We start from the raw sequence: 22,249 nt of genomic DNA, 5'->3' as shown, positions 1-22,249 counted from the left end.
GTTATTGACGATTTTGTAATATTTGACGCCATTGTTTAATCGCATTGTTGCCATAGAACAGGACGCCGCCGCGATAGAACTTCGAGCCGATCCAGAGGATGACACCGATCGAACCGAGCATGATGCCGATCGACAAGGCGACTTCCCAGACCGGTACGTCGACGAGCATGACGCGGAGGAACATGAGCATCGGCGTGAAGAACGGGACGAACGACAAAATCGTGACGATCTGCGCTTCCGGATTGTTCAACCCGAACATCGCGGCGAGGAAACCGGCGACGAGGAGCATGATGACCGGCATCGTCATCTGCTGTGACTCTTCGACGCGGCTGACGAGCGAGCCGAGGACGGCGAACATGGCCGCATAGAGCAGATAGCCGAGCGTGAAGAACGTCAATAAGTAGATGACGGCCCGGGCGTTGCCGGCGTTGTCGATGACCGATTGGGCCATCTCGTTGCTACGGGCGCTGAAGTAACCGAACCCGAGGAAGATGCCGATCTGTAACAGGGCGAGCGTACCGATCGCCGAGATCTTGGCGAGCATGTGCGTCACCGGATGCGTCGTCGAGATGATCAGTTCCATGACGCGCGACGACTTCTCGGTCGTCACTTCGGTCGAAATCATCGAGCCGTACGTGATGATCGATACGTAGAGCAGCATGAGCATGATGTAGACGAAAGCGAATGACGAGAACAGCTCCTCTGAGTTCTCGCCGCCACGGCCGAGGTAAGACTCCTCGATCGGGACCGGCTCGTTCAAAGCGGCGAGGACGGCCGGGTCAATGTTTGACGTCTCGATCAACTCGGCGTTGCGGACTTCGCGGAGCGCCGTCTGCAGGAGCGTCGTGAAATCGGGCTCCGGACGGTCGGACAAGACGCGGGCCGAAGCACCGTCGATGAAGGCGACGATCTCGTAATCTCCATTTTCGAGCCCCGCGCGCGCCTCGGTCTCGGTGATGTCGGCCGATCTGACCCCTTCGTAACCGAGCGACTGCATGATTTCAGTCAGTTCGGCGTTCTGCGTGACAAGGAGCGCCTGACCTTGGTCGGTGTCCTCGAAGTTCGCGAGCAGACGGTCGATGTTCGTGAAGCCGAGGATGAACACGATCGTCAAGATCGTCGAGATGAGGAACGCCTTCGACCGCAGTTTCGAGCGCAACGTGAACGCGTACAGTGGTTTGAAGTTATGAAACATGGCTGCCTACCTCCTTGATGAAGATATCGTTGAGCGAGACGGGTTGGCGCATGAACGTCTTGACGGAAGCACCTGCTTGCACGAGGGCGCCGAGCACCGCGTCGCTGCCTTCGAACGAGTCGAGCCGGACGAGGTGACCGTCGCGATGAGGTTCGACCGCTTTGACGATCGGGAGTGCCGTGAGGACGTCGACGCGATCGGTCTCGATGAAGAGCACGGGCTCGGCGTAACGCGACTTGATCGTCGGGACGTCGCCGCTGACGACGGCGCGGCCGCCTTTCAAGATGCCGATATGTTGGCACAGCTCTTCGACGTGCTCCATCCGGTGACTCGAGAAGACGATCGTCGTCCCTTCGTCGCGCAGGGCGAGCACTTCACGCTTCAAGATCTCGACGTTGACGGGATCGAGGCCGCTGAACGGCTCATCCAAAATGAGCAGTTCCGGGTTGTGGAGCAGCGCCGCGATCAACTGAATCTTTTGCTGGTTTCCTTTTGACAGCTGTTCGACACGCATCGTCTCGTACTGCGGGATCTCGAGCCGTTCAAGCCACGACTTGACGGCACGTTTCGCCTCAGCCGACTTCATGCCTTTCAGGCTGGCGAGAAAGACGAGCTGGTCGCGGACGGGCGACTTCGGATACAGGCCGCGCTCTTCCGGCAAATAACCGACGATGCGATGGTCGACGTTGCGTCCGTCCCAGAGAATCGTGCCGTCGGTCGGCTTTAAAATGTCTAAGATCATCCGGAACGTCGTCGTCTTGCCGGCACCGTTCGCCCCGAGCAGGCCGTACATCTCGCCACTGGGGACGTGAAAGCTCAAGTCGTCGACGGCCGTGAACTCCCCGAACTGCTTCGAGACACGGTCAATTTGTAAAGTCATATGTAAGTCCTCCTTATTAGGTGTCTACTCCTAGCGTACGGCATTGTGAGCAAAAAGTTTCACTTTTCATCGAAAATGATTTATCTTGAAATCAAGATAATAAAAAAGGGGGACATGTCATGACGACGTACTCAGCAGGTATCCATCACATCTCGGCGATGGTGAAAGACCCGCAACGCACATTAGATTTCTACGGCAACGTCCTCGGACTTCGTTTCATCAAGCAGACGGTCAACTTCGACGACCCGGGCACGTACCACTTTTACTTTGGCGATGAAACCGGGACGCCGGGTACGGTCATCACGTTCTTCCCGATACCAGGTATCGGGAAAGGCAGCGTCGGTAGCGGGCAGGTCGGTGTCACCGCGTATCTCGTACCAGTTGGCAGTCTCTTGTTTTGGGAAGTGCGTCTCCGCGAACATGGTGTCGCGACGGTCGCGACCGAACGATTCGGCGAGCCGTCGTTGTTGTTCGAAGACCCGGACGGACTCGTCGTCGAGCTCGTCGCACGTGAGAGCGCGAAACAGACGGACTGGCTCGTTCCAGGCGTGACGAAACAACAAGCGATCACCGGGTTCGCCGGGGCGACGCTTTTGTCGAAAGACCCGGAGGCGACGGTGCGGCTATTGACCGAACTGTTTGGCTTCACGAAGACGGGGGAAGATTCGGAATGGGTCCGACTTGAGGGCGAAGCCGATTACGGCAACGTCATCGACGTCAAAAAAGCCGTACTCCCGAACGGGGTGCCGGGGTCGGGGACGGTCCATCATATCGCCTGGCGCATCACGGACGGCGACGATTATAACGCTTGGCAAGATGCGATCTTTGACCGCGGCCTCCGTCCGACCGAGGTGAGAGAGCGGCACTACTTCCGCTCGGTCTACTTCCATGACGAAGGACGCATCTTGCACGAGCTCGCGACCGACACACCCGGGTTCCTCGTTGATGAAACGATCGATGAACTCGGCAGCGTGCTGAAGCTGCCGGACTGGCTCGAAGTCGACCGCGACAAGATCATACGTACGTTACCAACCATCACAATTCCGAGAGGAGACAGAATATGATTCATCAATTCATTAAAGGCACGACCGAGACGACGCTCGTCTTGTTGCACGGTACAGGCGGGACGGAGCAGGACTTGATCCCGCTCGCCCGTGAACTATCAACCGAAGTAAATATTCTCACGCTCCGGGGCGATGTCCTCGAGAACGGCATGTCCCGGTTCTTCCGCCGTCACGCGGAGGGCGTGTTAGACCTTGAGGATTTGAAGAAACAGACGGAGCGCTTCCTCGCGTTTCTTGACGAGGCGGCGGCTAAATACGGTGTCGCCCGCGACAAGATGATCCCGCTCGGCTACTCGAACGGTGCCAACTTGATCGGATCGGTCCTTTATCGGGACAACGCGTTCAAGGCGTCGCTCTTGTTCCATCCGATGGTGCCCGACCGCTCGCTCACGCTCCCTGACTTGACGGGTGCGACCGTGTTCATCTCGGCCGGCGAGCGTGACCCGATTTGTCCGAAACAAGAAACAGAAGAGCTGACGTCGACGCTACGGGAAGCCGGAGCGGACGTCGAGCTCTTCTATCACGGGGGCGGGCACGAGCTGCGAATGGAGGAAGTCGAAGCGGCTCGGGCATGGGTTGTGCCGTTAATCGATTGAAACGGTCAGGCCATCTTCTTCGGTTTGGACGATCTCGAGTAGACGACGAGGACGCCACGATCAATCAAATAGGCGGCGAACATGCGTTTCGCCTCTTCAGCACGAACGGTTCGGTCGATTTGGATGTACAATCGGCCGAGCTTTTTTTGTGAGGTGCGGGTCAACAACCAGATCGAGTCGAGCGTGTACTGCCAGCTCCGGAGTGTGTCCGCCCCGATATACATGTACCGGTTCGACGTGCGCTCGAGCAGGTAGTTGAGCCACCAGACATCACGGGCGAGCTTCATGATGACACCGACCACGAACGATATGCCAATCAGGAACAAGACTGAAGCGACCGGATGTAACGCGCTGAACCGTTCACGGAGCGGCTCGAAAGCGATGATGAATAAACCGATCGAGAGTGCGCCGATACTCCACCAAAATCCAAAGTTAGAGAACGAACGTTTCGGGTCATGGACCACGTGATGACGGTTACGGATGACAGAAGCCATTCTCCACACCTCCTTTATTAGAATATTCTGATTATTTAGTAAAACCACTATACTATACTCTACCCACTCTCGTCCATTTGAATACGCGCAAAACCTGCTCGCGCATGAAGATTTGTCGACGATTCGGCTTGTAAGAGGCAGATACGGGGAATGATGACAATGACGTCATCATTTTTTTGTTGAATCGTAATTTCACCGGGTCAAAAAATCGGCTATGATGGGAAAGGAAAAAAATGAAGCGGGTGGTCAGATGAAAAAGTTAAAAGTCGGAGAACTGCGTGCTGAGCTGAAGCGCTTCACTCAAGAAGAGTTGATTGAGCTCGTCGTCGGCTTGTATAAACAGCACAACGATGTGAAGACGACGTTGAACCGATACTTCAACGAAGGGTTCGAACAGGAAGAGGTCCATCGACTCGTCGGTGCCATCCAAAAGCTAGACGAGCCGAATCCGCGGAATCTATTCAAATTCACTCAATTACGGGACGGGGCGAAGCTTGTCAAAGAGGCGACCGCATTCACCGACCCGGTCGCGACAAACGTTGTGCGGGTCTTTTATCTAAACTATTTTGTTGAATATGTGGAAAGGCAGGCCGATGTGATTCATTCGGTCGCGCCGGGTGAGCTGAACGCTTATTTCGCCGAATTCGATAAGCTGATGAAGACGTTACAAACAGAACCCGAGCTCGTCGTCTTCGGACTGACCGAAGAAGTCGATCATTTGTTCGAGCACGTCCCGGCTGAGGACAAGGCGGGCCTGCTCAAGTGGTGGGAGCGAAAGAAATGCCAACTGAACGAAACATGATCGGTGCAGGGGATGGCTGAAATCCGGGTTGTCGCTCAGAAGCGATACACCAACATCAAAGAGAAAAATCAACAGCAGAACTAGAGGGAACGCTATGCGAAATCATTGGTACGACAATATTAAAGGCGTGCTCGTCTTGCTCGTCGTCTTCGGTCACTTGCTGACCGATGTACGCGGCGCCTATGACGATTTACTGCCGAAGTGGGTTTATTTGTTCTTATATATGTTTCATATGCCGTTATTCATCATGCTGAGCGGTTACTTCTTCCGGGAGAACCGTTATTTGCGTGTCATCCAGCTGTTCGTCGTCTATGTGATCTGGCAAATCATTCTCGGATCGTGGTTCGCCTTCACGGAAGGGATCCCGCTCTTGTCGCTCGAAAACCCGGGATTGAACATACTCAAGCCGTATTGGGCGCTCTGGTATTTGATGGCGATCGTCATCTGGTACGTCATCACGCCGTACGTGACCCAGTTGAAAGGGTATGTGCTCTATGCGCTGTTGTTTGCCCTGTTGTTCGGTTTCCAAGAAGAATCGACCGGGTTCTTCGCGCTCCGGAAAGTCATCATGTTCTATCCGTTCTTCTTGATCGGCAACTGGATGAGTGAGCGCAACACGATGAACTTCTTCGAGCTGCCGAAGCGGGCCGAGCAACGGAACCGCTACCGAATCGGCGGGGCGGTCGTCTTCACCGTGCTCACGCTCGGACTGCTCGCCTCGATGAGCTTCCAAAAGGAAGACACGTTCTATCACGTCGGCAACTTGTTCAAATTCCGGTTCGCCTACGAGACGGCGGTGCCGGAGGCGATTTGGAGCGGCCCGTTCGCTTTCTTGATCGTCTACACGGTGTCGACGCTCATGGCCGTCAGCTTCGCACTCATCGTGCCGGGGCGTGAGTTGCCCGTGTTCACGCGGGCGGGGAAGTATAGTCTATACGTCTACTTGGTCCATGTGTTTTTGATCGTCGCCTGGAAGGCGTTCGTGCCGGCCGGATTCATGCCGACGTCATGGCAACAGTTGCTCGTCTTGTTCGGTGTCGCCTGCCTCATCGTCCTGCTCATCATCAGCCCGCCGGCCGTCCGGATGTTGAGGCCGCTCGTTGAGATCGACGTCCGCCGTGCGCAGGACGTGAAAGACCCAAAATCGTAAACCCTTTTCTAAACGGCGGTTTTCCGCTACACTTTAGATGGGAACCGAAACTAGAGCTAAGGAAGTGACAGCATGCCATATGAAAATGGAATGAACAGTACAGAAGGAGACGTCAACGTCTCACGCCACGTCGTCGAAATGATTGCCGCGGTCGTCGTCAAAGAAACGAAACACGTGTCGTTCACACAAGAAGACACGAAACTCTCAGAGCGTGCGCTCATGAAGCACGTCAAAGTCGATGAGTCGTCGGAAGGCGTCATCATCAACTTGTCGCTCTACATCGCTTACGGTCAATCGATCGTCAAGACGGTGACGGGCGTCCAAGAGCGGATCACGCAAGACATGGACACGATGCTCGCGATGACACCGCTAGCGGTGAACGTGAAAGTCGTCGGCATTCAATTGTAAAATGATAGGAGGAGCGAAGCGCTCTTCCTATTTTTTATTTTTTCTGCGAAAGCGGTTGCATAGATGAGGCGTTATCCGATATAATAGAAATCGAACAAGTGCAACCGTTTGCATCATTGACCAATCATGCAACGGGTACTTGTCAAGTTCCCTAAATGTAGTCTGAGGACACAAACATTTGAAGGAAAGGCGGAAAGCATGTATGTCGACGATTGAAGCAGTCATTTTTGATTTGGACGGTGTCATCACTGACACCGCGGAGTATCATTACCTCGCTTGGAAACAACTCGGAGAAGAGCTCGACATTCCATTTGACCGCGAGTTCAATGAGACGCTGAAAGGGGTGAGCCGGACTGACTCGCTCGAACGCATCCTTGCGCTCGGCGGAAGACAGGACGATTTCACACCGGATGAAAAGGCGGAACTCGCCCAGAAGAAGAACGAGCACTACGTTGAACTCATTCAGCACATCTCTTCGGCCGATTTGCTTCCTGGCATCATTTCATTTCTCGATGAAATTAAAGAGGCCGGTCTCAAAATCGGAATGGCATCTGCATCAAAGAACGCATTCGCGGTCGTTGACGCACTTGGTGTCCGCCATTACTTCGATCACATTGTCGATGCAGCAACTGTCGCCGACTCAAAACCACATCCCGAAGTGTTTTTGAAGGCTGCCTCTGCCCTTGGCGTGAAACCCGAACATGCCATCGGCGTTGAAGACGCAGCAGCAGGCGTGACTGCAATCAAAGCGGCAAACATGTTTGCTGTCGCCGTCGGGGAAGAGTCGATGCTTGGTCATGCAGACCTCATCGTCGCTTCGACCGATGAACTCTCGCTCCGACGCATCCTCGAACGCGTCGGCGCGTAACAGACTACGTTCATCTTCCGTGAGATGACGACTGCCCCGAACAGTCGTCATCTTTTTTTGTGGTCCGAAAGTCCTAAAAAGACAGGAATGCCCAAAAATAGATGACAAACACATTACAACTCCGTTACACTTTTAGAAGATAGCAAGTAATAATTAGAAATTCTTGATTCAAAATAGGTAATCGAGAAGTTCAATTGGATGTAGAAGGGGAATTGTGTATGGAATCTACGAACGTCAACGAACATATCTATCGCGAACTGATGGAGATCGAGGAGTCGTATCGTCAATTACAGCGCCGGGCCGAATATTTAATTTCTGAACTGAGCCGGGACAAACGGGAAGAGGAGCTGTCGACAGACCCGTCGAAACGGTTGCGCCCGCGTCGCGTCAATCAACGTTATCCGCTCGAGGTTTACGTCCATCAGGTAACAGACCTTTTGAAAGAACGGAAGACGATGAGTGTGCGTGACATCCAGATGGAGCTCGAGCTTCGTTATCGTCACCATATTAGCAACATCTACCAATTGATGGTGAAGATCGAATCGGTCAACCCAGAAATCAAGAAAGTCGGACGCGGACTATATACATATGCATCAGCTGAAGAAGTCACGACTGAACCGGCACACGCTTGACCTTTATCCGACGAGACGGCTCGTCGGATTTTTTTGCTGTAACATTTCTGATACGAATTTGATGACGGGAAATATGCTATAATTCGCCAGAGTATATTTTTTTGAGAGAGGAACGTTGGCCATGTTATGGATTGCCATGTTGGTCAGTTTTGTGATGGCCATCTTGATCACGCCGCTCGTTCGCCGGTTCGCTTTTCTGATCGGAGCGGTCGATCACCCGAACGCCCGAAAAGTACATTTACGGACGATGCCGCGAATCGGCGGCCTCGCCATCTTCATCGCCTTCCTGATCGGCTACGCCTTATTGTTGCCGACGAGTCGTTATAACGAGGCCATCTTGATCGGAGCGGTCATCATCATCTTGACCGGCCTGATCGACGACCGGTTCCAGTTGAACGCCCGCATCAAGTTGATGGGGCAGATGATCGCGACGGTCGTCGTCTTGAACGCCGGGATGCGGATCGAACTCATCAACTTGCCGTTCGACCAACAGCTCTATCTCGGCGCTTGGAGCATCCCGGTGACGGTGCTTTGGCTGATCGGGATCACGAACGCGATCAACTTGATCGACGGCCTCGACGGTCTCGCCGCCGGGGTCTCGAGCATCGCGCTCGGGACGATCGCGCTCCTCGCCATCATTCAAGGGAACGTCTATTTGACAATGATGGCGCTCTTGCTGCTCGCGAGCACGCTTGGGTTCCTCGTCCACAACTTCTACCCGGCGAAGATATTCATGGGGGACACGGGTGCCCTCTTCCTCGGCTACATGCTCGCCGTATTCTCGCTGATCGGCTTCAAGAACGTGACACTGTTCTCGCTCGTCGTGCCGGTCCTCTTGCTCGGACTGCCGATCTCGGATACGATCTTCGCGATCGTTCGCCGGCTCGTCCAAGGGCGCCCGCCGATGTCGCCTGACAAGTCACACATGCACCACCAATTGATCGATATGGGGTTCACGACGCGCCAAGCGGTGCTCCTCATGTACGGGATGACGTTCTTCTTCGGCATCGCCTCGATTCTTTTCGCGAAGACGACGATGGTCGGTGCCGTCATCACGTTCGTCATCGTCTTGATCGTCATCGAACTGATCGTCGAGTCGACGGAGTTGATCCACCCGAACTACAAACCGATCATCCGGACGTCACGCCGCCTGCTCGGTCGGGCGAAGACGTGACCAAGGCACATAAAAACGACCAAGGACGCTATGTCCTTGGTCGTTTTTTTTAGGTCAATACGTCGTCGTTTCGCTAAAACCGTCGCCAGAGTCGGGTCCACTGTCTTTGGCAGTGACCGGAAGACCGAGCTCTGTTTTCAACAGCGCCCGCTTATCGTTCAAATCCGCTTGGTCCAACTCATAATAGTAGACGCCGCCGATCGTCAAGTCGCCGCCTGCTAGCGTCTCTTGGTTGAACGAGCGGAGCGATTTCGTATACGGCTGGAGCTGGGACGCCTCGGAGAGCGACATATTCGTTCGGATATTATTGCCGACCGCATTCATGATCCGGTTGAGCTTCGTGAACGAATTGATTGTCGTCGCTTCGTTGATGATAGCCTCGAGCACTTGTTGTTGGCGTTTGGCCCGGCCAATGTCGCCTTCAGGGTCGTCTTTCCGCATGCGAGCATAGGCGAGTGCTTCCTTGCCGTCTAGCATCTGGACGCCCGGTTCGAGCTCGACGTTGCCGGTGGCTCGTCCTGAGATCGGGATCAACACGTCGACTTCGACGCCGCCGACCGCATCGACGAGGTCTTCGATGCCGTCAAAGTTGATCGTCGCGTAATAATCGATCGGGATGTCAAACAGCGTCTCAACCGTGGCGATTGTCGTGTCGATGCCGCCGTACGCATACGCATGGTTGATCTTGTCCTTGAACTCGCCGTCCTCCGTGACGATATCGACGTACGCGTCGCGGGGGATACTGACGAGCGTCACTTGGCGAGATTCCTTGTTGAACGTCGCCACCATCAGTGAATCGGTCCGTCCTTCTTCGAGCGAGGCACCGCCATCGACGCCGGCAAGCAGGACGGAGAAGTGATTTTTTGTCAAATCGATTGTGTCGTCGCGGCGTTCCGATTTGTCGCCGCGTGCCAGTTCGCTGTTCGTGTTCTCTGCCGTCTCGTTCGCCTTGAAGACGAAGTAGCCGAAGGCCGAACCACCGATCAGCAGGACGAGGCCAAGCACGAGCAGACCGATTTTCCACACGGAGCGTTTCTTACGGGAGTCTTGTTCCATGTTGTCTCCTCATTTCAGTCATTTCTTTTAGTATACGGGACCTAGCGCACAAAATCACGTTCGATGATACGGACGTCCTGGGTCTCGAGTCCGCCTTGACCGTTCGTCAAGTCGACGAGCCAGGCGAGCGCTTCCTCGGTCGTTTCGACCGGGACCGAGATGTGGAACGTGACGGTGTCGGCATATACAATCTCGTCAAGCAAATAAGCAGACTGGCGGAGCTCGTTCTCGACTTTCCCGATCCATCCGTAGTCGACCGTGAGCGTGAGACGTTGCATCGGCAGCCGTTCGACGATCCCGACCGCGTCGAGCCCTTCGCTCACCGTCCCGCCGTAGGCGCGGATGAGTCCGCCGCCGCCGAGCTTGATGCCGCCGAAGTAGCGGGTGACGACGACGACCGTGTCTTTCAAATTGCGTTTACGGAGCACTTCGAGCATCGGCAAACCGGCCGTCCCGCTCGGCTCGCCGTCATCGTTCGCTTTTTGGAATTCGTTCCGAGCTCCGATGATGTAGGCCGAACAATTATGATTGGCGCTCCAATGCGCTTTTTTGATTGTTTGGATGAACGTCTGGGCTTCCGCTTCGGTCGTGACGCGTTTAAAGTGAGCGATAAATTTTGATTTTTGTATGACGACCTCGTATTCTCCGTCTTGTTTTATAGTATAATTTTGTTCAGTAGACATTTCTGAAAATTCTCCTTTCTATTTTCACGTATTTTTTTTGAAATCGAGTAGGCGTCTGTAGATTATGTGGCGAATTGTGAAGATAGCCTCTGATTCTTACTGGAAACGAACGCTTCTGCAGTCGATAATAGAAATAAATGAGGACTTACTACCGAACTATTAGGGGATGGCATCGTGAATCATATTACCGATCGTACAGCATTAGAGCATATCATAACAAATATGATTGATACGGTGACGGAGAGTAAAGAGGAGATCGTCCGTATAACTGAAAATTCAGCTAATGAATATTCGTTAATCCAAACTGAGTTAAAAGAGTTGACGCAAAAGATCGAGTTTCACATTCAAGAGTCCGAGCGCCTCGATCTATTAGTGAAAGCGGCGAAGAATAAACTCGTTCAAGTGAGTAAGAAGTTCCACATACATAGTGAGCAAGAGATCCGCGAGGCGTATGAACTCGCCAACCAGATGCAGCTCGAGCGGTTCCTCATCCAGAAAGAGGAGATGGCGAGCCAGCAGCGCCGAAACGACCTCGAACGGCGATTACTCTCCCTTCAGGATACGATGGAGCGGGCGGACCGGTTAGTCAGCCGCGTCTCGGTCGTCCTCAACTTTTTACGCGACGACCTGCAGCAAGAGTATTCGGACATGATGAAGAAGCAAGAGATGGCGATCAGCGTCTTCGAGGCGGCTGAGCGTGAGCGGCGTCATCTGGCCCGGGAAATGCATGACGGCCCCGCGCAATCGCTTGCTCATATTTTGATTCGGGCCGACTTGATTGAGAAGACGTTCGACCGAAGAGGCAAGGAAGAGGCGTTCGCCGAACTGCACGAGCTGAAACGGCTGATTCGCGGGGCGCTCGTCGACGTACGGCGCTTAATTTACGACCTGCGGCCGATGTCGCTTGACGACCTTGGCTTCTTGCCGACGCTCGAGCGTTATTTACATCAGACGGAAGAGTATACGGCGATCAAGACGCGGCTCAACTACCGCGGCAACCGGGCGCGTCTCTCGGAAAAACTCGAGATCAACGTCTTCCGGCTCGTCCAAGAGGCGGTCCAAAATGCGATCAAGCATTCAAAGACGACGGAAATCATCGTCAACGTCGAGCAAGCGCTAGACGTGATTCACATTCATGTGCGCGATCACGGGGTCGGCTTCGTGCCGAGTATGATCGGACAAGAGTCGTTCGGCATCGTTGGGATGCGCGAACGGATCGATCTTGTGGATGGCAGTATCAATATTGATTCGGAAATCGGCAAAGGGACGGTCGTCCGCATGTCGATCCCGATTTTGTAATACAGATAAAGGGGAGTGTACGATGGAAATGACAAATACAATCCGCATCGCAATCGTCGATGACCATGAGCTGTTTCGCGAGGGCTTGAAGCGGATCTTTGATTTAGAAGACGAGTTCACAGTCATCGCTGAAGGGCGGACGGGTGCTGATGCGATCCGCATCGCCAAAGAGGAGAAACCGGAGATCATGATCCTCGATATCAACATGCCGGACTTGAACGGGATCGAGGCGACGAAACAGTTGACCGCGGCATCCTCGGACACGCGCGTCCTCATCCTGTCGATCCATGACGACGAATCTTACATAACGCATGCGCTCGAGGCCGGGGCATCGGGCTTCCTGTTGAAGGAAGTCGCTTCAAGCGAACTCATCTCGGCCGTCCGTTCGGTCGCGAAAGACGGGGCGTACTTGCATCCGAAAGTGACGACGAACGTGTTGAAGGATTACCGTCGCCTGCTCCAGTTCAAAGGAGAACAAGCCGAACGGAACGTCGTGAACCGGATGGACGATCCCGTCTATCGGTTGCTGTCGCGCCGTGAGGTCGAAGTGCTCCACTTGCTCGCCGATGGCCGCTCGAACCGCGACATTAGCGACATGCTGTTCATCAGTGAGAAGACTGTCAAGAACCATGTCTCGTCGGTCCTGCGCAAAATGGAAGTAAACGACCGGACGCAAGCCGTCGTCGATGCGATCCGCCGCGGGTGGGTCGAGATTTGACCTCGACCGATGCAATACATCGCTTTTGTGCTACAATATGGAATGGAATCTTAATTCAATTGGAAAAACGAAACGATGTAAAGTGAGGATATAGTATGGGAAACATAGCGATTTTGACCGACAGTACCGCCTATTTGCCAGCCGATTTTTGTGAGCGCCACGACGTCCACGTCGCACCGCTCAGTGTAATCTTTGGCAGAGAATCGTTCCGTGAGGCCGTCGATATCACGACGGAGGCGTTTTATGAACGGATCGAGGCGGGGAATTTGCCGACGACATCGCAACCGATCATCGGGGAGACGGTCGAACTGATCGACAGCCTTCCGGCTGAAGTGACCGACGTCATCGCCATCACGCTCTCGAGCGGGATCAGCGGGACGTATCAATCGATGATCGCCTTGAACAACATGGTCGATGTCAACGTGCACGCGTTCGACTCGGAGATCTCGTGCATGCCTCAGGCGTTTCTCGTCGAAGAGGCCGTCCATATGCGTGACAATGGTTCCTCGGCCGAGGAGATCATGCAGCATCTCGAGAAGACGCGTGAACGGATCCGTGCCTATTTCGTCGTCGATGACCTCGACCACCTCCAACGGGGCGGACGGCTCAGCGCGGCGCAAGCGCTCGTCGGCTCGTTCCTGCAGATCAAGCCGGTCCTTCATTTTCAGGATAGACAGATCGTCCCGTTCGAGAAGATCCGGACTTACAAGAAGGCGGTCCGTCGCATCGAAGAGATGATGGACCAATCAATCGTCGGTGACGGCGCCGGCTATTGCATCGGCATCATCCACGCCAACTGCCCGGAACGTCAGGCCGAAGAAATTGCCTCGATGAAACAGAAGTTTCCGCAAGCGCAAGTCACGGGCGGTCATTTCGGACCTGTCATCGGGACACACCTTGGACCTGGCGCAATCGGCATCACGTGGTATCACCGCGAACGCTAAACAGAAGACGGCCGCATGGTCGTCTTTTTCGATGAAGAAAGGAGTGGGCTTGTGGCCAAGTATCGTCAAATCTATGAACGGCTCGCCGAGCGGATGAAAACGGGTGAGTACGAGGCGGAGTCGAAACTGCCGTCGGAGACAGAACTCATGCATGAATACAATGCAAGCCGGGGCACGGTCCGTAAGGCGCTCGATCTGCTCCAAGAGCACGGCTACGTCCGCAAACATCACGGTAAAGGCGTGTTCGTGCTACGCCGCGACCAGATCGAGTTCCAGTTCAACGGCATCGTCAGCTTCTCGGAAATATACGCCAGCATGCTCGGCCGTTCGATCGAGACGAGCGTCGCCTCGTTCGAGGAAATCGAGGCACCAGGCTGGCTCGCCGAGCGGATGGGTCTTGAGCCCGCCACGCTCGTCTACCGGATTGAACGGGTCCGCAACTTCGACGGGGAGAACGTCATTTTAGACGTGAACTATTTCGTCAAAGACCTCGTCCCCGGTCTGACAAAACAGATTGCCGAGCACTCGATCTATCAATACGTCGAGCGTGAGCTCGGGCAACAGATCAGCTACGCGAAGCGGAAAATCGCGGCCGAGGACGTGACCGAGCTTGATCGGTCACGCCTCGATCTTCACGATTACGAATACGTCATCGTCATTACGAACGACACGTTCTTATACGAGGGCAGACAGTTCGAATATACCGAGTCCCGTCACCGGCTCGACAAGTTTCAGTTCAGCGATGTGGCTCGCCGATAAGGCTCCTTCTTCAAGAAGGGGTCTTTTTTGTCGTTTTTAAATCGAGAGGAGAGGGAACAAAATTAGTGAACGCTTGTCACATATTCGTCACGATAAACTTATATAGATAAGTTGTTGACAGAACTCATCTATATAAGTTAAACTTTGTTTGTAATCATATGTAACCGTTCTCAAAAAACGCTTTCAAACAAAGGAGGCCTATCTTATGAAGGCAGATTATCGTCAAATCGCCGCGGATATCCTAGAAGCCATCGGTGGCAAGGATAACGTCGATAAAGCGGCACACTGTGTCACGCGACTCCGTCTCTCACTGAAAGACCAGTCGCTCGTCAATGAGGCAAAAGTAAAAGAAGCCGATCTCGTCAAAGGGGCGTTCGAGAACTCGGGCGTGTACCAAGTCGTCATCGGTGCCGGGGACGTCGAGCGCGTCTACGCCGAGTTCATCAAACTCGCCGGGCTCGAGGCGGCAACGGTCGCTGAAGTCAAATCGTCCGGCGGTAAGAAGATGAACCCGCTCCAAAAACTCGTCAAAGTGTTCTCAGACGTGTTCATGCCAATCATCCCGGCCATCATTGTCGCCGGTCTCTTGATGGGGATCAACAACTTGCTCGCGTCGGAAGGACTGTTCGTCGACGATGCGACGCTCATCGAGGCGTATCCGAACTTGCAAGGTTTATGGGACCTCATCAACATGATGGCGAACACGGCGTTCGTCTTCCTACCGGCACTCGTCGGTTGGTCGGCGACGAAGCGTTTTGGCGGCAGCGAAGTACTTGGTATCGTCATGGGTCTACTGCTCGTCCACCCGGACTTGTTGAACGCATGGGGTTACGGGCAAGCGGCGCTTGAAGGCGATATCCCGACGTTCGACATCCTCGGGCTGTTCGAAATCGAGAAAGTCGGCTATCAAGGTCAAATCTTGCCGATTTTGGCCGCGGCCTTCATTTTGAGCCATATCGAGATCTTCTTGAAAAAACATGTTCCAAACGCGATCCAACTGCTCGTCGTGCCGATCACGACAATCGTCGTCACAGGTTTTCTCGCCCTTGCGATTGTCGGACCGGTCACACGCGGAATCGGGAACGTCATCGCGACGAGTCTCGTCAACGTGTTCGAAGTCGTGCCGGTCGTCGGCGCACTGTTGTTCGGTTTGTTCTACGCACCGCTCGTCGTCACGGGGATGCACCACTTGTTCATCGCGATCGATCTTCAGCTGATTGCGGAGACAGGCGGCACGTTCATCTGGCCGATGCTCGCTCTGTCGAACATCGCTCAAGGTTCGGCGGCGCTCGCGATGTTCTTCGTCTATAAACACAACGCCAAACAAAAGAGTATGGCATCGACGTCAGCAATCTCGGCTTACTTCGGGATCACCGAGCCAGCCATGTTCGGGGTGAACTTGCCGAACAAATTCCCGTTCTACTCAGCGATGATCGGGTCGGCGATTGCCGCCGTCTTCATCACACTGAACGATGTTCAAGCGATCGGTATCGGCGTCGGGGGACTCCCTGGCTTCCTGTCGATCTTCACGGACAAGATCTTGCTCTTCATCGTCGGGATGATCATCGCGATCGTCGTCCCGTTCGTGCTCACATTCGCCTTGTCGAAACGCTACATGAAAAAAGGCGAACTCAAAGAAAACAAAGTCGCTTAATATCGGGAGTCATCAGGGGGAGGGACGGAGGTTCTTCCCCTTTTCCTATCGAAATGAAAACTCTTACAAAAGGAGCTGTCGTTCATGACACAAACAAACTGGCGCAAATCAGTCGTCTATCAAATCTATCCGAAAAGCTTTTACAGCCCGGAAGGCAACGCTACCGGCTCGATCAAAGGAGTGACGTCGAAACTCGATTATCTGGCCGATCTCGGCATCGAATATATTTGGATGACACCGGTGTACAAATCGCCGCAAAACGATAACGGGTACGACGTGAGCGACTATTACGCGATCGACCCGTCGTACGGGACGATGGAAGACCTTGACGAGCTCGTCCGCGAGGCCGAGGCGCGCGGGATCGGACTGATGATGGACATCGTCGTCAACCACTCGTCGACCGAGCATGAGTGGTTCCAAAAATCGCTCGCCGGTGACGAACGTTACCGGGACTATTACATTTGGCGCGACGAACCGACGAACTGGGAGTCGAAGTTCGGGGGCAACGCCTGGAAGTACGACGACAAGAGCGGCCAGTACTTCCTCCACTTGTTCGACGAGACGCAGGCCGACTTGAACTGGGAGAACGAACAGATGCGTGAGGACGTCTATGAGATGATGCGCTTCTGGCGCGAGAAAGGCATCAAAGGGTTCCGTCTCGACGTAATCAACTTGATTTCGAAGCAACAGGACTTCCCGGAGGACGACTCGGACGGCCGCAAGTTCTATACGGACGGACCGCGCATCCATGAGTTCTTGAAAGAGATGAACCGCGAAGTGTTCGACGGGCATGACGTCATCACGGTCGGCGAGATGTCGTCGACGACGCTCGACCATTGCGTTCGCTACTCGAGCCCGGACGAGCGTGAGCTCAGCATGACGTTCAGCTTCCACCACTTGAAAGTCGATTACCCGAACGGCGAGAAGTTCGTCGCCGCACCGTTCGATTTCGTGCAGCTGAAAGACATCATGTCGACGTGGCAGGAAGGGATGCACGGCAAGGGCTGGAACGCCATCTTCTGGTGCAACCACGACCAGCCGCGCGTCGTCAGCCGCTTCGGCAACGACACCGATTACCGCGTCGAGAGCGCCAAGATGCTCGCGACGGTGCTCCACGGCCTGCAAGGGACGCCGTACATCTATCAAGGCGAAGAGATCGGGATGACGAACCCAGGGTTTGACTCGCTCGACGAGTACCGCGACATCGAGACGCTCAACATCTACAAGTTGAAGCGCGACGAGGGCGTGTCGCACGAGGACATGATAGCAGCTATCAAACAGAAGTCACGTGACAACTCACGGACGCCGATGCAGTGGGACGCGACGCCGCACGCCGGCTTCACGAGCGGCACACCGTGGATCAACGTGGCACCGAACTATACGGAGGTCAACGTTGAGACGGCGCTCGACGACCCGGATTCGGTGTTCTACCACTACAAGAACTTGATCTCGCTCCGTAAAGAGCTCGACGTGTTGACGGACGGGGACTATACGCTGTTGACGAAACAGGACCTAGACGTCTGGGCGTACACGCGGAAGACGGACGATGAAGAAGTGCTCGTCGTCGCCAACTTCTATGGGCCCGAGACGACGTATGAGATCCCGGAACGGTTCACATGCGCCGACGTCGTCAGCCATAACTACGACGTGCCGCAGCTCGACGGAACGACACTGTCGCTCCGGGCTTATGAAGCGATCATGTTCTACAAGCATAAATGAGGGGAAATTGAAACAGATGCGTGAGGTTCGGACGCATATCGCTATCGTTCTCAGCGAATATAGCGGAACATCCGGTCTCATTATGCTCGAGGACTTGCTCGAAGAGATTGTCGGGGAAATTAGTGATGAGTTCGACCGTTACATGCTGACCGTCATCAGATGACAGAGGATCATGAGGAACGGGTACGACTCATCATCCACCCTGACATTAAAACGGCATAAGAAAAAGGTTCATCCATTTGAGTCGGATGAACCTTTTTAGTCGTCCATGCGTTGCTTTAACCGTTCTAATAGATAAGGTGAATCGATATCATCGTATAGGATACCCTCAGCATAACGATCGGTTCCCTCAATCGTAATTTGGAGTTTGATGGAATGGAAATGGATATTGTTTTTGTCAGCGACATACTTCAGTTCATGCAAGACATCCACCACTTCTTCATACGAATAAGATTTGCTTTCCGCATGCAGAAAGAGTATACCGTAGCGAGCCCCGTAAAACTCGAGGTCGACGGGTTGGTCGATATGTAAGTCATTGAGATCAATCCCATTTTCGACATCTGCCTCCCAGTTTGAGTGAGGGATTTCAGTAATGATATCGATTCGGTCTGAAAATGTTGGTCCGATTGACGTTTGAACGGCAACTGCATAAGCCTTGCTGATTCGTTGGTATGTATTTTCCTTTGAGACGACGTCTTCTTCATAGCTGTCATCGACGACTTTCCCGCTTCGAGTGATTCGTACCATGAATTCGGTGTCGGCGCTTGTTTTGGACGCCATCCTTACATAGTATTTCGGATCGTAGAGTGATAAGTACATCACGTCTACTACGTAAAATGACGTGTTTGAATACGTTACATAGACATAATTCTGTGCCGCTTCAATCGCGCGTTGTTCCGCTTTATCGCTTCCGTCAAAGACATACCATAGCCACCATCCTGTCAAAAAAATACCGAACATTCCTAAACCGGTCAGTACGTTATGGATAGGTCGTTTAAACATGAAATCCTCCTCATTTCCAATGAATGGTCTACTCGTAGTATAGTCGGTAAATTTATTCTTCACCTCCGTCTCTCGCATGATATGACTTGATGTCTTAGCATTAACCGTTCCTGTTCCATCGACGAACAGGACATGTGGATTTAACGGTTATATGCTAGTGTCAGTGAAAAAGGACTGATTTTATTGGGACAACTCGTCGTTAGTCCGACCGGGAGACCGGGCATCCGCTTCGGCGTCTGTCAACGCTGTCTGAGCACCGATGTCAGCGCGTTCACCTGTCATCACGGCGCATGCAGCTACTGTCGCAACTGTTTGCACCTCGGGCGGGTATGCCGCTGTGACTTTTTAGCAGAGATCGACGTCACGACGCCGGTCGAACCGACTGAACTCGTCATGCCGTTCGAGTTGGCAGAGGCGCAACAATGTGTCAGCGAGCAACTGCTCACGTGGTGGGAGAAACGACAGACCGGTCTCGTCCACGCTGTCTGCGGCGCCGGCAAGACCGAGATGACGTTCCCGGTCATCGCTCGCATTGTCAATGAAGAGAAGCGTGTGTTGATCGTCTCGCCACGGCGTGACGTCGCCATCGAGTGGGCCGACCGGCTCGAGGCAAGCTTCACCGTCCCGGTCACAAGGCGCTACGGAGGCGGGGACAAGGAATCGATCGGGATGATCACCATCGCGACGGCACCGCTCCTCGTGAATTTGCGCGACGTGTTCGATTATGTCCTCGTCGACGAGTCGGACGCGTTCCCGTTCGCCTTCGACTTGTCGCTCTGGTGGACGCTTTGGCGCGCGGGGAAAGGTGTCTTCTTGTTCGTGACGGCGACACCGACTCTCTGGCAGCGACAATTTCCAAGCATTCACTTGTCGCGCCGCTACCACGGCCACGACTTGCCGGTGCCGCGGCTCGTAAAACAGACCGATTCCGCCATTCTCAATTTTTGCCGGAGCCATGAGGCGCCGCGCCTGTTGTTCGTCCCGACGAAACCGGACCTTGTCCGTTATGGAAAACTGCTTGAGACGGCCGGGCTCGACTACCGGGCCGTCTCGGCCGATACCGACGAGCGAACGGACACGCTCATGTGGCTAGAGTCGACGAACGGCATCGTGCTCGCGACGTCGATTTGGGAACGCGGCATGACCGTCCGTGGTGTTCATGTCGCCATTCTCGACAGTGACCATCGGCTGTTTTCGACGCGTGCCCTCATCCAGATGGCGGGCCGGGCCGGGCGAAAGCCCGACGCGCCGACCGGGGACGTCGTCTTGTTCTATACCGAGCGGACGTTCCGACAAGACCAGACCATCCGCGCGATCGAGGAGGCGAACCGGCGATGAACTGCCTCGTCTGTCGCCAACCGATGACGGTGCCGTGGAGTCCGTCGACGCTATTGAAACGCGACTGGGTCTGCCTGGACTGTGAAACGATGTTGACCCCGCTCGAAGCGGGCTGCCCACGGTGCGGTCATCCGACTGAAGACGGGAAGACGTGTCCGGACTGCGTCCGTTGGCTCGCGCTCGGTCTCGATTTGACGGTCCGTTGTCTCTACGCCTACGACGAGGCCGGTGCGACGTGGCTCCATCGCTTCAAGTTCGGCGGGGACGTCGCGCTCGTCGGTCACGTGTCACACGTGCTCAAAAAGACGCGTGAACCGGGCGTCGTCTACGTACCGATCCCGCTCGGGGAGGAGCGGCTTTTGACGCGTCGCTTCAACCAGACAGACGTGCTCTCCCGATTAATCGGACCGACAAAACAACTCCTTCAAAAAGAAGAGGTTTCAAGTCAGCGTGAATTTGGGAAAGGAGAAAGGCGGCACCGTCCAAACCCGTTTGCTGTACAAGCTGCGACTACATATGGGAAAATCGTGCTCGTCGACGACGTCTATACGACCGGCACGACGCTCCATCAAGCAGCGTACACATTGAAGAAATCCGGCTATGCAGAAGTTTCTGCGGTTTGCCTGTTCCGGGCGCTAAACAAATCAAAAATGCGTCCGATATAAAGGGCAGAGGTGAATGACATTGGAAGCAGCAACTTGTCAGATGTGTGGGCGTTTGTTCATGAAACAAAGCCGCTCACCGTACTGTCCGTCATGTAGTGAAGTCGATTTCCAAAACTTCTTGAAAGTTCGGGACTTCATTCGGGAACCAGCCAACAAACAGGTAACAATCGGGGCCTTAGTCGAAGCGACAGGTGTCACCGAACTTGATATCACGCGATATATCCATGAAGGACGCTTGATCATCAAGGACAACCCAGCAATGAGCATCGCTTGTGTGCGCTGCGGCAAGGCGACGAACGAAGGAAAAGTTTGTTCGACTTGTCAGGCAGAGATGCAGCAAGAACTACAAGGTTTACAAGCAAGTGTAAACAAGACGAGCGTTCGCGCTTATCGTTTGGACTAACAACATGAAGAGGGGGGACACGCATGCGCATCGATTCTGCAAAGTGGGTACATTTACCGAACACTTACGAGAAGAAAACGCTAGCCGAGACGAAGCCCGAGCTAACACGCCAAACGGACCGAATATCGATATCGGCGGAAGCCCGCGCCCGGTTTGAAGAACCGGTGAAAAATCCGGACCGTCTTGAGAAGATCAGCGCCTTAAAGGCGGAGATCAACGCAGGGACGTATACACGGGACGCGCGCGACATCGCTAAACGCTTTCTACAAGGATGAATGGAAGCGAGGTCCGCTTGAGGCCTTCGCACTTATAACACGGCACGGAAGCTGACTAGACAAGGGAATCCCTTTTTAGTCAGCTCTTTTTTTGGAAAAAGGAGACCATTATGCTCACATTACATACACGTTTACTCGAACTCGCCTATGCGAAAGAACAACTGCTCATCAAAGGTGATATGCCCGCTTTCAGCGCGCTCGTCAAAGAAGAAGCGACGATTGTCCGACAAATCGGACAAAAAGAGACAGAACGACTTCAAGGTTTGCTCGTTTTGGACGATGAAGAGAAGGAAGCGCTACGACCGGTGTTATTCGAACTGAAGCGACAGAATGAACTGAACGCGACGTTGCTCGAACAGTCGCTCCGGTATATCAATTGGCATTTGGATATGCTCATGCCAGAAGCAGACGATTTCACATACGGACAACAGGCGTTCGAGACACGCTCGTTCAGCCGTGACGTATAAGGAG

25 protein-coding genes and 1 pseudogene are annotated in these 22,249 nt (G+C 54.0%); 20 read left to right on the top strand and 6 right to left on the bottom strand.

All coding sequences use genetic code 11. The features are described 5' to 3' along the window. Position 1: 1 nt before the first annotated feature. Together A6395_RS04470 and A6395_RS04465 are read right to left on the bottom strand one after the other, a co-directional pair. Positions 2-1,195: an ABC transporter permease gene (locus tag A6395_RS04470; RefSeq protein WP_071398034.1), complete on the bottom strand. Its 1,194-nt coding sequence runs from the start codon at positions 1,193-1,195 to the stop codon at positions 2-4. Further along, positions 1,185-2,075 carry an ABC transporter ATP-binding protein gene (locus A6395_RS04465; protein ID WP_071398033.1) on the bottom strand — a complete coding sequence of 297 codons (891 nt, stop codon included), beginning with the start codon at positions 2,073-2,075 and terminating at the stop codon, positions 1,185-1,187. Before A6395_RS04465 ends, A6395_RS04470 begins: the two co-directional genes overlap by 11 nt. A 119-nt stretch (positions 2,076-2,194) precedes the next feature. Here A6395_RS04465 and A6395_RS04460 point away from each other — a divergent pair, with 119 nt between their 5' ends. Together A6395_RS04460 and A6395_RS04455 are read left to right on the top strand one after the other, a co-directional pair. Then, positions 2,195-3,139 carry a VOC family protein gene (locus tag A6395_RS04460; RefSeq protein WP_071398032.1) on the top strand — a complete coding sequence of 315 codons (945 nt, stop codon included), beginning with the start codon at positions 2,195-2,197 and terminating at the stop codon, positions 3,137-3,139. Continuing rightward, complete coding sequence (locus A6395_RS04455; protein WP_071398031.1) at positions 3,136-3,735, top strand: alpha/beta hydrolase; 600 nt, start codon at positions 3,136-3,138, stop codon at positions 3,733-3,735. Before A6395_RS04460 ends, A6395_RS04455 begins: the two co-directional genes overlap by 4 nt. A gap of 5 nt (positions 3,736-3,740) precedes the next feature. Here the strand turns inward: A6395_RS04455 and A6395_RS04450 are convergent, their stop codons facing one another. After that, positions 3,741-4,229: a restriction endonuclease subunit S domain-containing protein gene (locus A6395_RS04450; RefSeq protein ID WP_071398030.1), complete on the bottom strand. Its 489-nt coding sequence runs from the start codon at positions 4,227-4,229 to the stop codon at positions 3,741-3,743. A 250-nt stretch (positions 4,230-4,479) separates the two neighbouring features. Between A6395_RS04450 and A6395_RS04445 the strand changes: the two genes are divergently transcribed. From A6395_RS04445 to A6395_RS04420, 6 genes are all read left to right on the top strand, one after another. Further along, entirely contained in the window at positions 4,480-5,031 is a 552-nt protein-coding gene (locus A6395_RS04445) for a hypothetical protein (RefSeq protein WP_131443252.1), read from the top strand. Positions 5,032-5,125: 94 nt separating this feature from the next. Then, the gene (locus A6395_RS04440; RefSeq protein ID WP_071398028.1) at positions 5,126-6,181 is read left to right on the top strand and encodes an acyltransferase family protein; all 1,056 of its coding nucleotides are present in this window, start codon (positions 5,126-5,128) and stop codon (positions 6,179-6,181) included. Between the two features lie 72 nt (positions 6,182-6,253). Then, positions 6,254-6,589, top strand: a complete 336-nt coding sequence (locus tag A6395_RS04435; protein WP_070328628.1) for an Asp23/Gls24 family envelope stress response protein — start codon at positions 6,254-6,256, stop codon at positions 6,587-6,589. Between the two features lie 202 nt (positions 6,590-6,791). Further along, positions 6,792-7,457, top strand: a complete 666-nt coding sequence (gene pgmB / locus A6395_RS04430; protein WP_071398027.1) for a beta-phosphoglucomutase — start codon at positions 6,792-6,794, stop codon at positions 7,455-7,457. 218 nt (positions 7,458-7,675) lie between these two features. Then, entirely contained in the window at positions 7,676-8,089 is a 414-nt protein-coding gene (locus tag A6395_RS04425) for a Rok-like winged helix domain-containing protein (RefSeq protein WP_071398026.1), read from the top strand. Between the two features lie 121 nt (positions 8,090-8,210). After that, complete coding sequence (locus A6395_RS04420) at positions 8,211-9,263, top strand: glycosyltransferase family 4 protein (RefSeq protein ID WP_071398025.1); 1,053 nt, start codon at positions 8,211-8,213, stop codon at positions 9,261-9,263. A 54-nt stretch (positions 9,264-9,317) separates the two neighbouring features. On the opposite strand, the gene A6395_RS04415 is transcribed toward A6395_RS04420, so the two are convergent. Together A6395_RS04415 and A6395_RS04410 are read right to left on the bottom strand one after the other, a co-directional pair. Then, a complete protein-coding gene (locus A6395_RS04415; RefSeq protein WP_071398024.1) occupies positions 9,318-10,319 on the bottom strand; it encodes an LCP family protein in 1,002 nt (333 codons plus the stop codon). Between the two features lie 41 nt (positions 10,320-10,360). Continuing rightward, positions 10,361-11,002 carry a YigZ family protein gene (locus A6395_RS04410; protein ID WP_071398023.1) on the bottom strand — a complete coding sequence of 214 codons (642 nt, stop codon included), beginning with the start codon at positions 11,000-11,002 and terminating at the stop codon, positions 10,361-10,363. Positions 11,003-11,176: 174 nt separating this feature from the next. On the opposite strand from A6395_RS04410, the gene A6395_RS04405 reads away from it, so the two are divergent. From A6395_RS04405 to A6395_RS15865, 7 genes and pseudogenes are all read left to right on the top strand, one after another. Beyond that, entirely contained in the window at positions 11,177-12,301 is a 1,125-nt protein-coding gene (locus A6395_RS04405) for a sensor histidine kinase (protein ID WP_173647372.1), read from the top strand. 22 nt (positions 12,302-12,323) lie between these two features. Next, positions 12,324-13,019 (top strand): response regulator transcription factor, encoded by a 696-nt coding sequence (locus A6395_RS04400; RefSeq protein WP_131443248.1) that lies wholly within the window; start codon positions 12,324-12,326, stop codon positions 13,017-13,019. A gap of 95 nt (positions 13,020-13,114) precedes the next feature. Then, on the top strand, positions 13,115-13,963 hold the full coding sequence (locus A6395_RS04395) for a DegV family protein (protein ID WP_071398022.1): 849 nt from the start codon (positions 13,115-13,117) through the stop codon (positions 13,961-13,963). 15 nt (positions 13,964-13,978) lie between these two features. Continuing rightward, positions 13,979-14,722: a trehalose operon repressor gene (treR, locus tag A6395_RS04390; protein WP_071398021.1), complete on the top strand. Its 744-nt coding sequence runs from the start codon at positions 13,979-13,981 to the stop codon at positions 14,720-14,722. Between the two features lie 205 nt (positions 14,723-14,927). After that, positions 14,928-16,376, top strand: coding sequence for a PTS system trehalose-specific EIIBC component (gene treP, locus A6395_RS04385; protein ID WP_071398020.1), 1,449 nt, complete (start codon positions 14,928-14,930; stop codon positions 16,374-16,376). An 84-nt stretch (positions 16,377-16,460) separates the two neighbouring features. Beyond that, positions 16,461-18,095: an alpha,alpha-phosphotrehalase gene (gene treC / locus A6395_RS04380; RefSeq protein ID WP_071398019.1), complete on the top strand. Its 1,635-nt coding sequence runs from the start codon at positions 16,461-16,463 to the stop codon at positions 18,093-18,095. 7 nt (positions 18,096-18,102) lie between these two features. Continuing rightward, positions 18,103-18,231, top strand: a pseudogene (locus A6395_RS15865) (transporter associated domain protein); the annotation flags it as partial. A gap of 122 nt (positions 18,232-18,353) precedes the next feature. Here A6395_RS15865 and A6395_RS04375 read toward each other — a convergent pair. Next, positions 18,354-19,097, bottom strand: a complete 744-nt coding sequence (locus A6395_RS04375) for a hypothetical protein (protein ID WP_071398018.1) — start codon at positions 19,095-19,097, stop codon at positions 18,354-18,356. Positions 19,098-19,280: 183 nt separating this feature from the next. Here A6395_RS04375 and A6395_RS04370 point away from each other — a divergent pair, with 183 nt between their 5' ends. The 5 genes from A6395_RS04370 (at position 19,281) to flgN (ending at position 22,245) form a co-directional block, all read left to right on the top strand. Next, positions 19,281-20,435 carry a DEAD/DEAH box helicase family protein gene (locus tag A6395_RS04370; protein ID WP_071398017.1) on the top strand — a complete coding sequence of 385 codons (1,155 nt, stop codon included), beginning with the start codon at positions 19,281-19,283 and terminating at the stop codon, positions 20,433-20,435. Next, positions 20,432-21,100, top strand: a complete 669-nt coding sequence (locus tag A6395_RS04365; protein ID WP_071398016.1) for a ComF family protein — start codon at positions 20,432-20,434, stop codon at positions 21,098-21,100. The genes A6395_RS04370 and A6395_RS04365 overlap by 4 nt, the downstream gene beginning before the upstream one ends. 58 nt (positions 21,101-21,158) lie before the next feature. Then, the gene (locus A6395_RS04360; RefSeq protein ID WP_084812947.1) at positions 21,159-21,503 is read left to right on the top strand and encodes a flagellar protein; all 345 of its coding nucleotides are present in this window, start codon (positions 21,159-21,161) and stop codon (positions 21,501-21,503) included. A 23-nt stretch (positions 21,504-21,526) separates the two neighbouring features. Beyond that, positions 21,527-21,778 carry a flagellar biosynthesis anti-sigma factor FlgM gene (locus tag A6395_RS04355; protein WP_016509310.1) on the top strand — a complete coding sequence of 84 codons (252 nt, stop codon included), beginning with the start codon at positions 21,527-21,529 and terminating at the stop codon, positions 21,776-21,778. 110 nt (positions 21,779-21,888) lie between these two features. Beyond that, complete coding sequence (gene flgN, locus A6395_RS04350; RefSeq protein ID WP_070328643.1) at positions 21,889-22,245, top strand: flagellar export chaperone FlgN; 357 nt, start codon at positions 21,889-21,891, stop codon at positions 22,243-22,245. The last annotated feature ends 4 nt before the right edge of the window (positions 22,246-22,249 follow it).

The organism is Exiguobacterium sp. SH31 (assembly GCF_001816105.1).
GTDB lineage: Bacteria > Bacillota > Bacilli > Exiguobacteriales > Exiguobacteriaceae > Exiguobacterium > Exiguobacterium aurantiacum_A.
The sequence above is the reverse complement of the archived record's forward strand: the minus strand, read 5'-3'. Positions and strand labels throughout refer to the sequence as shown.

Excerpts from the sequence above, each read along its gene's own strand:
- A6395_RS04435 (WP_070328628.1), top strand. The coding sequence starts at position 6,254 with ATGCCATATGAAAATGGAATGAACAGTACAGAAGGAGACGTCAACGTC.
- A6395_RS04375 (WP_071398018.1), bottom strand. The coding sequence starts at position 19,097 with ATGTTTAAACGACCTATCCATAACGTACTGACCGGTTTAGGAATGTTC.
- A6395_RS04355 (WP_016509310.1), top strand. The coding sequence starts at position 21,527 with ATGCGCATCGATTCTGCAAAGTGGGTACATTTACCGAACACTTACGAG.
- A6395_RS04465 (WP_071398033.1), bottom strand. The coding sequence starts at position 2,075 with ATGACTTTACAAATTGACCGTGTCTCGAAGCAGTTCGGGGAGTTCACG.
- A6395_RS04400 (WP_131443248.1), top strand. The coding sequence starts at position 12,324 with ATGGAAATGACAAATACAATCCGCATCGCAATCGTCGATGACCATGAG.
- A6395_RS04445 (WP_131443252.1), top strand. The coding sequence starts at position 4,480 with ATGAAAAAGTTAAAAGTCGGAGAACTGCGTGCTGAGCTGAAGCGCTTC.
- A6395_RS04415 (WP_071398024.1), bottom strand. The coding sequence starts at position 10,319 with ATGGAACAAGACTCCCGTAAGAAACGCTCCGTGTGGAAAATCGGTCTG.
- A6395_RS04440 (WP_071398028.1), top strand. The coding sequence starts at position 5,126 with ATGCGAAATCATTGGTACGACAATATTAAAGGCGTGCTCGTCTTGCTC.
- flgN (WP_070328643.1), top strand. The coding sequence starts at position 21,889 with ATGCTCACATTACATACACGTTTACTCGAACTCGCCTATGCGAAAGAA.
- A6395_RS04395 (WP_071398022.1), top strand. The coding sequence starts at position 13,115 with ATGGGAAACATAGCGATTTTGACCGACAGTACCGCCTATTTGCCAGCC.
- A6395_RS04420 (WP_071398025.1), top strand. The coding sequence starts at position 8,211 with ATGTTATGGATTGCCATGTTGGTCAGTTTTGTGATGGCCATCTTGATC.
- A6395_RS04410 (WP_071398023.1), bottom strand. The coding sequence starts at position 11,002 with ATGTCTACTGAACAAAATTATACTATAAAACAAGACGGAGAATACGAG.
- pgmB (WP_071398027.1), top strand. The coding sequence starts at position 6,792 with ATGTCGACGATTGAAGCAGTCATTTTTGATTTGGACGGTGTCATCACT.
- A6395_RS04450 (WP_071398030.1), bottom strand. The coding sequence starts at position 4,229 with ATGGCTTCTGTCATCCGTAACCGTCATCACGTGGTCCATGACCCGAAA.
- treP (WP_071398020.1), top strand. The coding sequence starts at position 14,928 with ATGAAGGCAGATTATCGTCAAATCGCCGCGGATATCCTAGAAGCCATC.
- treR (WP_071398021.1), top strand. The coding sequence starts at position 13,979 with ATGGTCGTCTTTTTCGATGAAGAAAGGAGTGGGCTTGTGGCCAAGTAT.
- A6395_RS04455 (WP_071398031.1), top strand. The coding sequence starts at position 3,136 with ATGATTCATCAATTCATTAAAGGCACGACCGAGACGACGCTCGTCTTG.
- treC (WP_071398019.1), top strand. The coding sequence starts at position 16,461 with ATGACACAAACAAACTGGCGCAAATCAGTCGTCTATCAAATCTATCCG.
- A6395_RS04425 (WP_071398026.1), top strand. The coding sequence starts at position 7,676 with ATGGAATCTACGAACGTCAACGAACATATCTATCGCGAACTGATGGAG.
- A6395_RS04365 (WP_071398016.1), top strand. The coding sequence starts at position 20,432 with ATGAACTGCCTCGTCTGTCGCCAACCGATGACGGTGCCGTGGAGTCCG.
- A6395_RS04360 (WP_084812947.1), top strand. The coding sequence starts at position 21,159 with ATGAAACAAAGCCGCTCACCGTACTGTCCGTCATGTAGTGAAGTCGAT.
- A6395_RS04460 (WP_071398032.1), top strand. The coding sequence starts at position 2,195 with ATGACGACGTACTCAGCAGGTATCCATCACATCTCGGCGATGGTGAAA.
- A6395_RS04470 (WP_071398034.1), bottom strand. The coding sequence starts at position 1,195 with ATGTTTCATAACTTCAAACCACTGTACGCGTTCACGTTGCGCTCGAAA.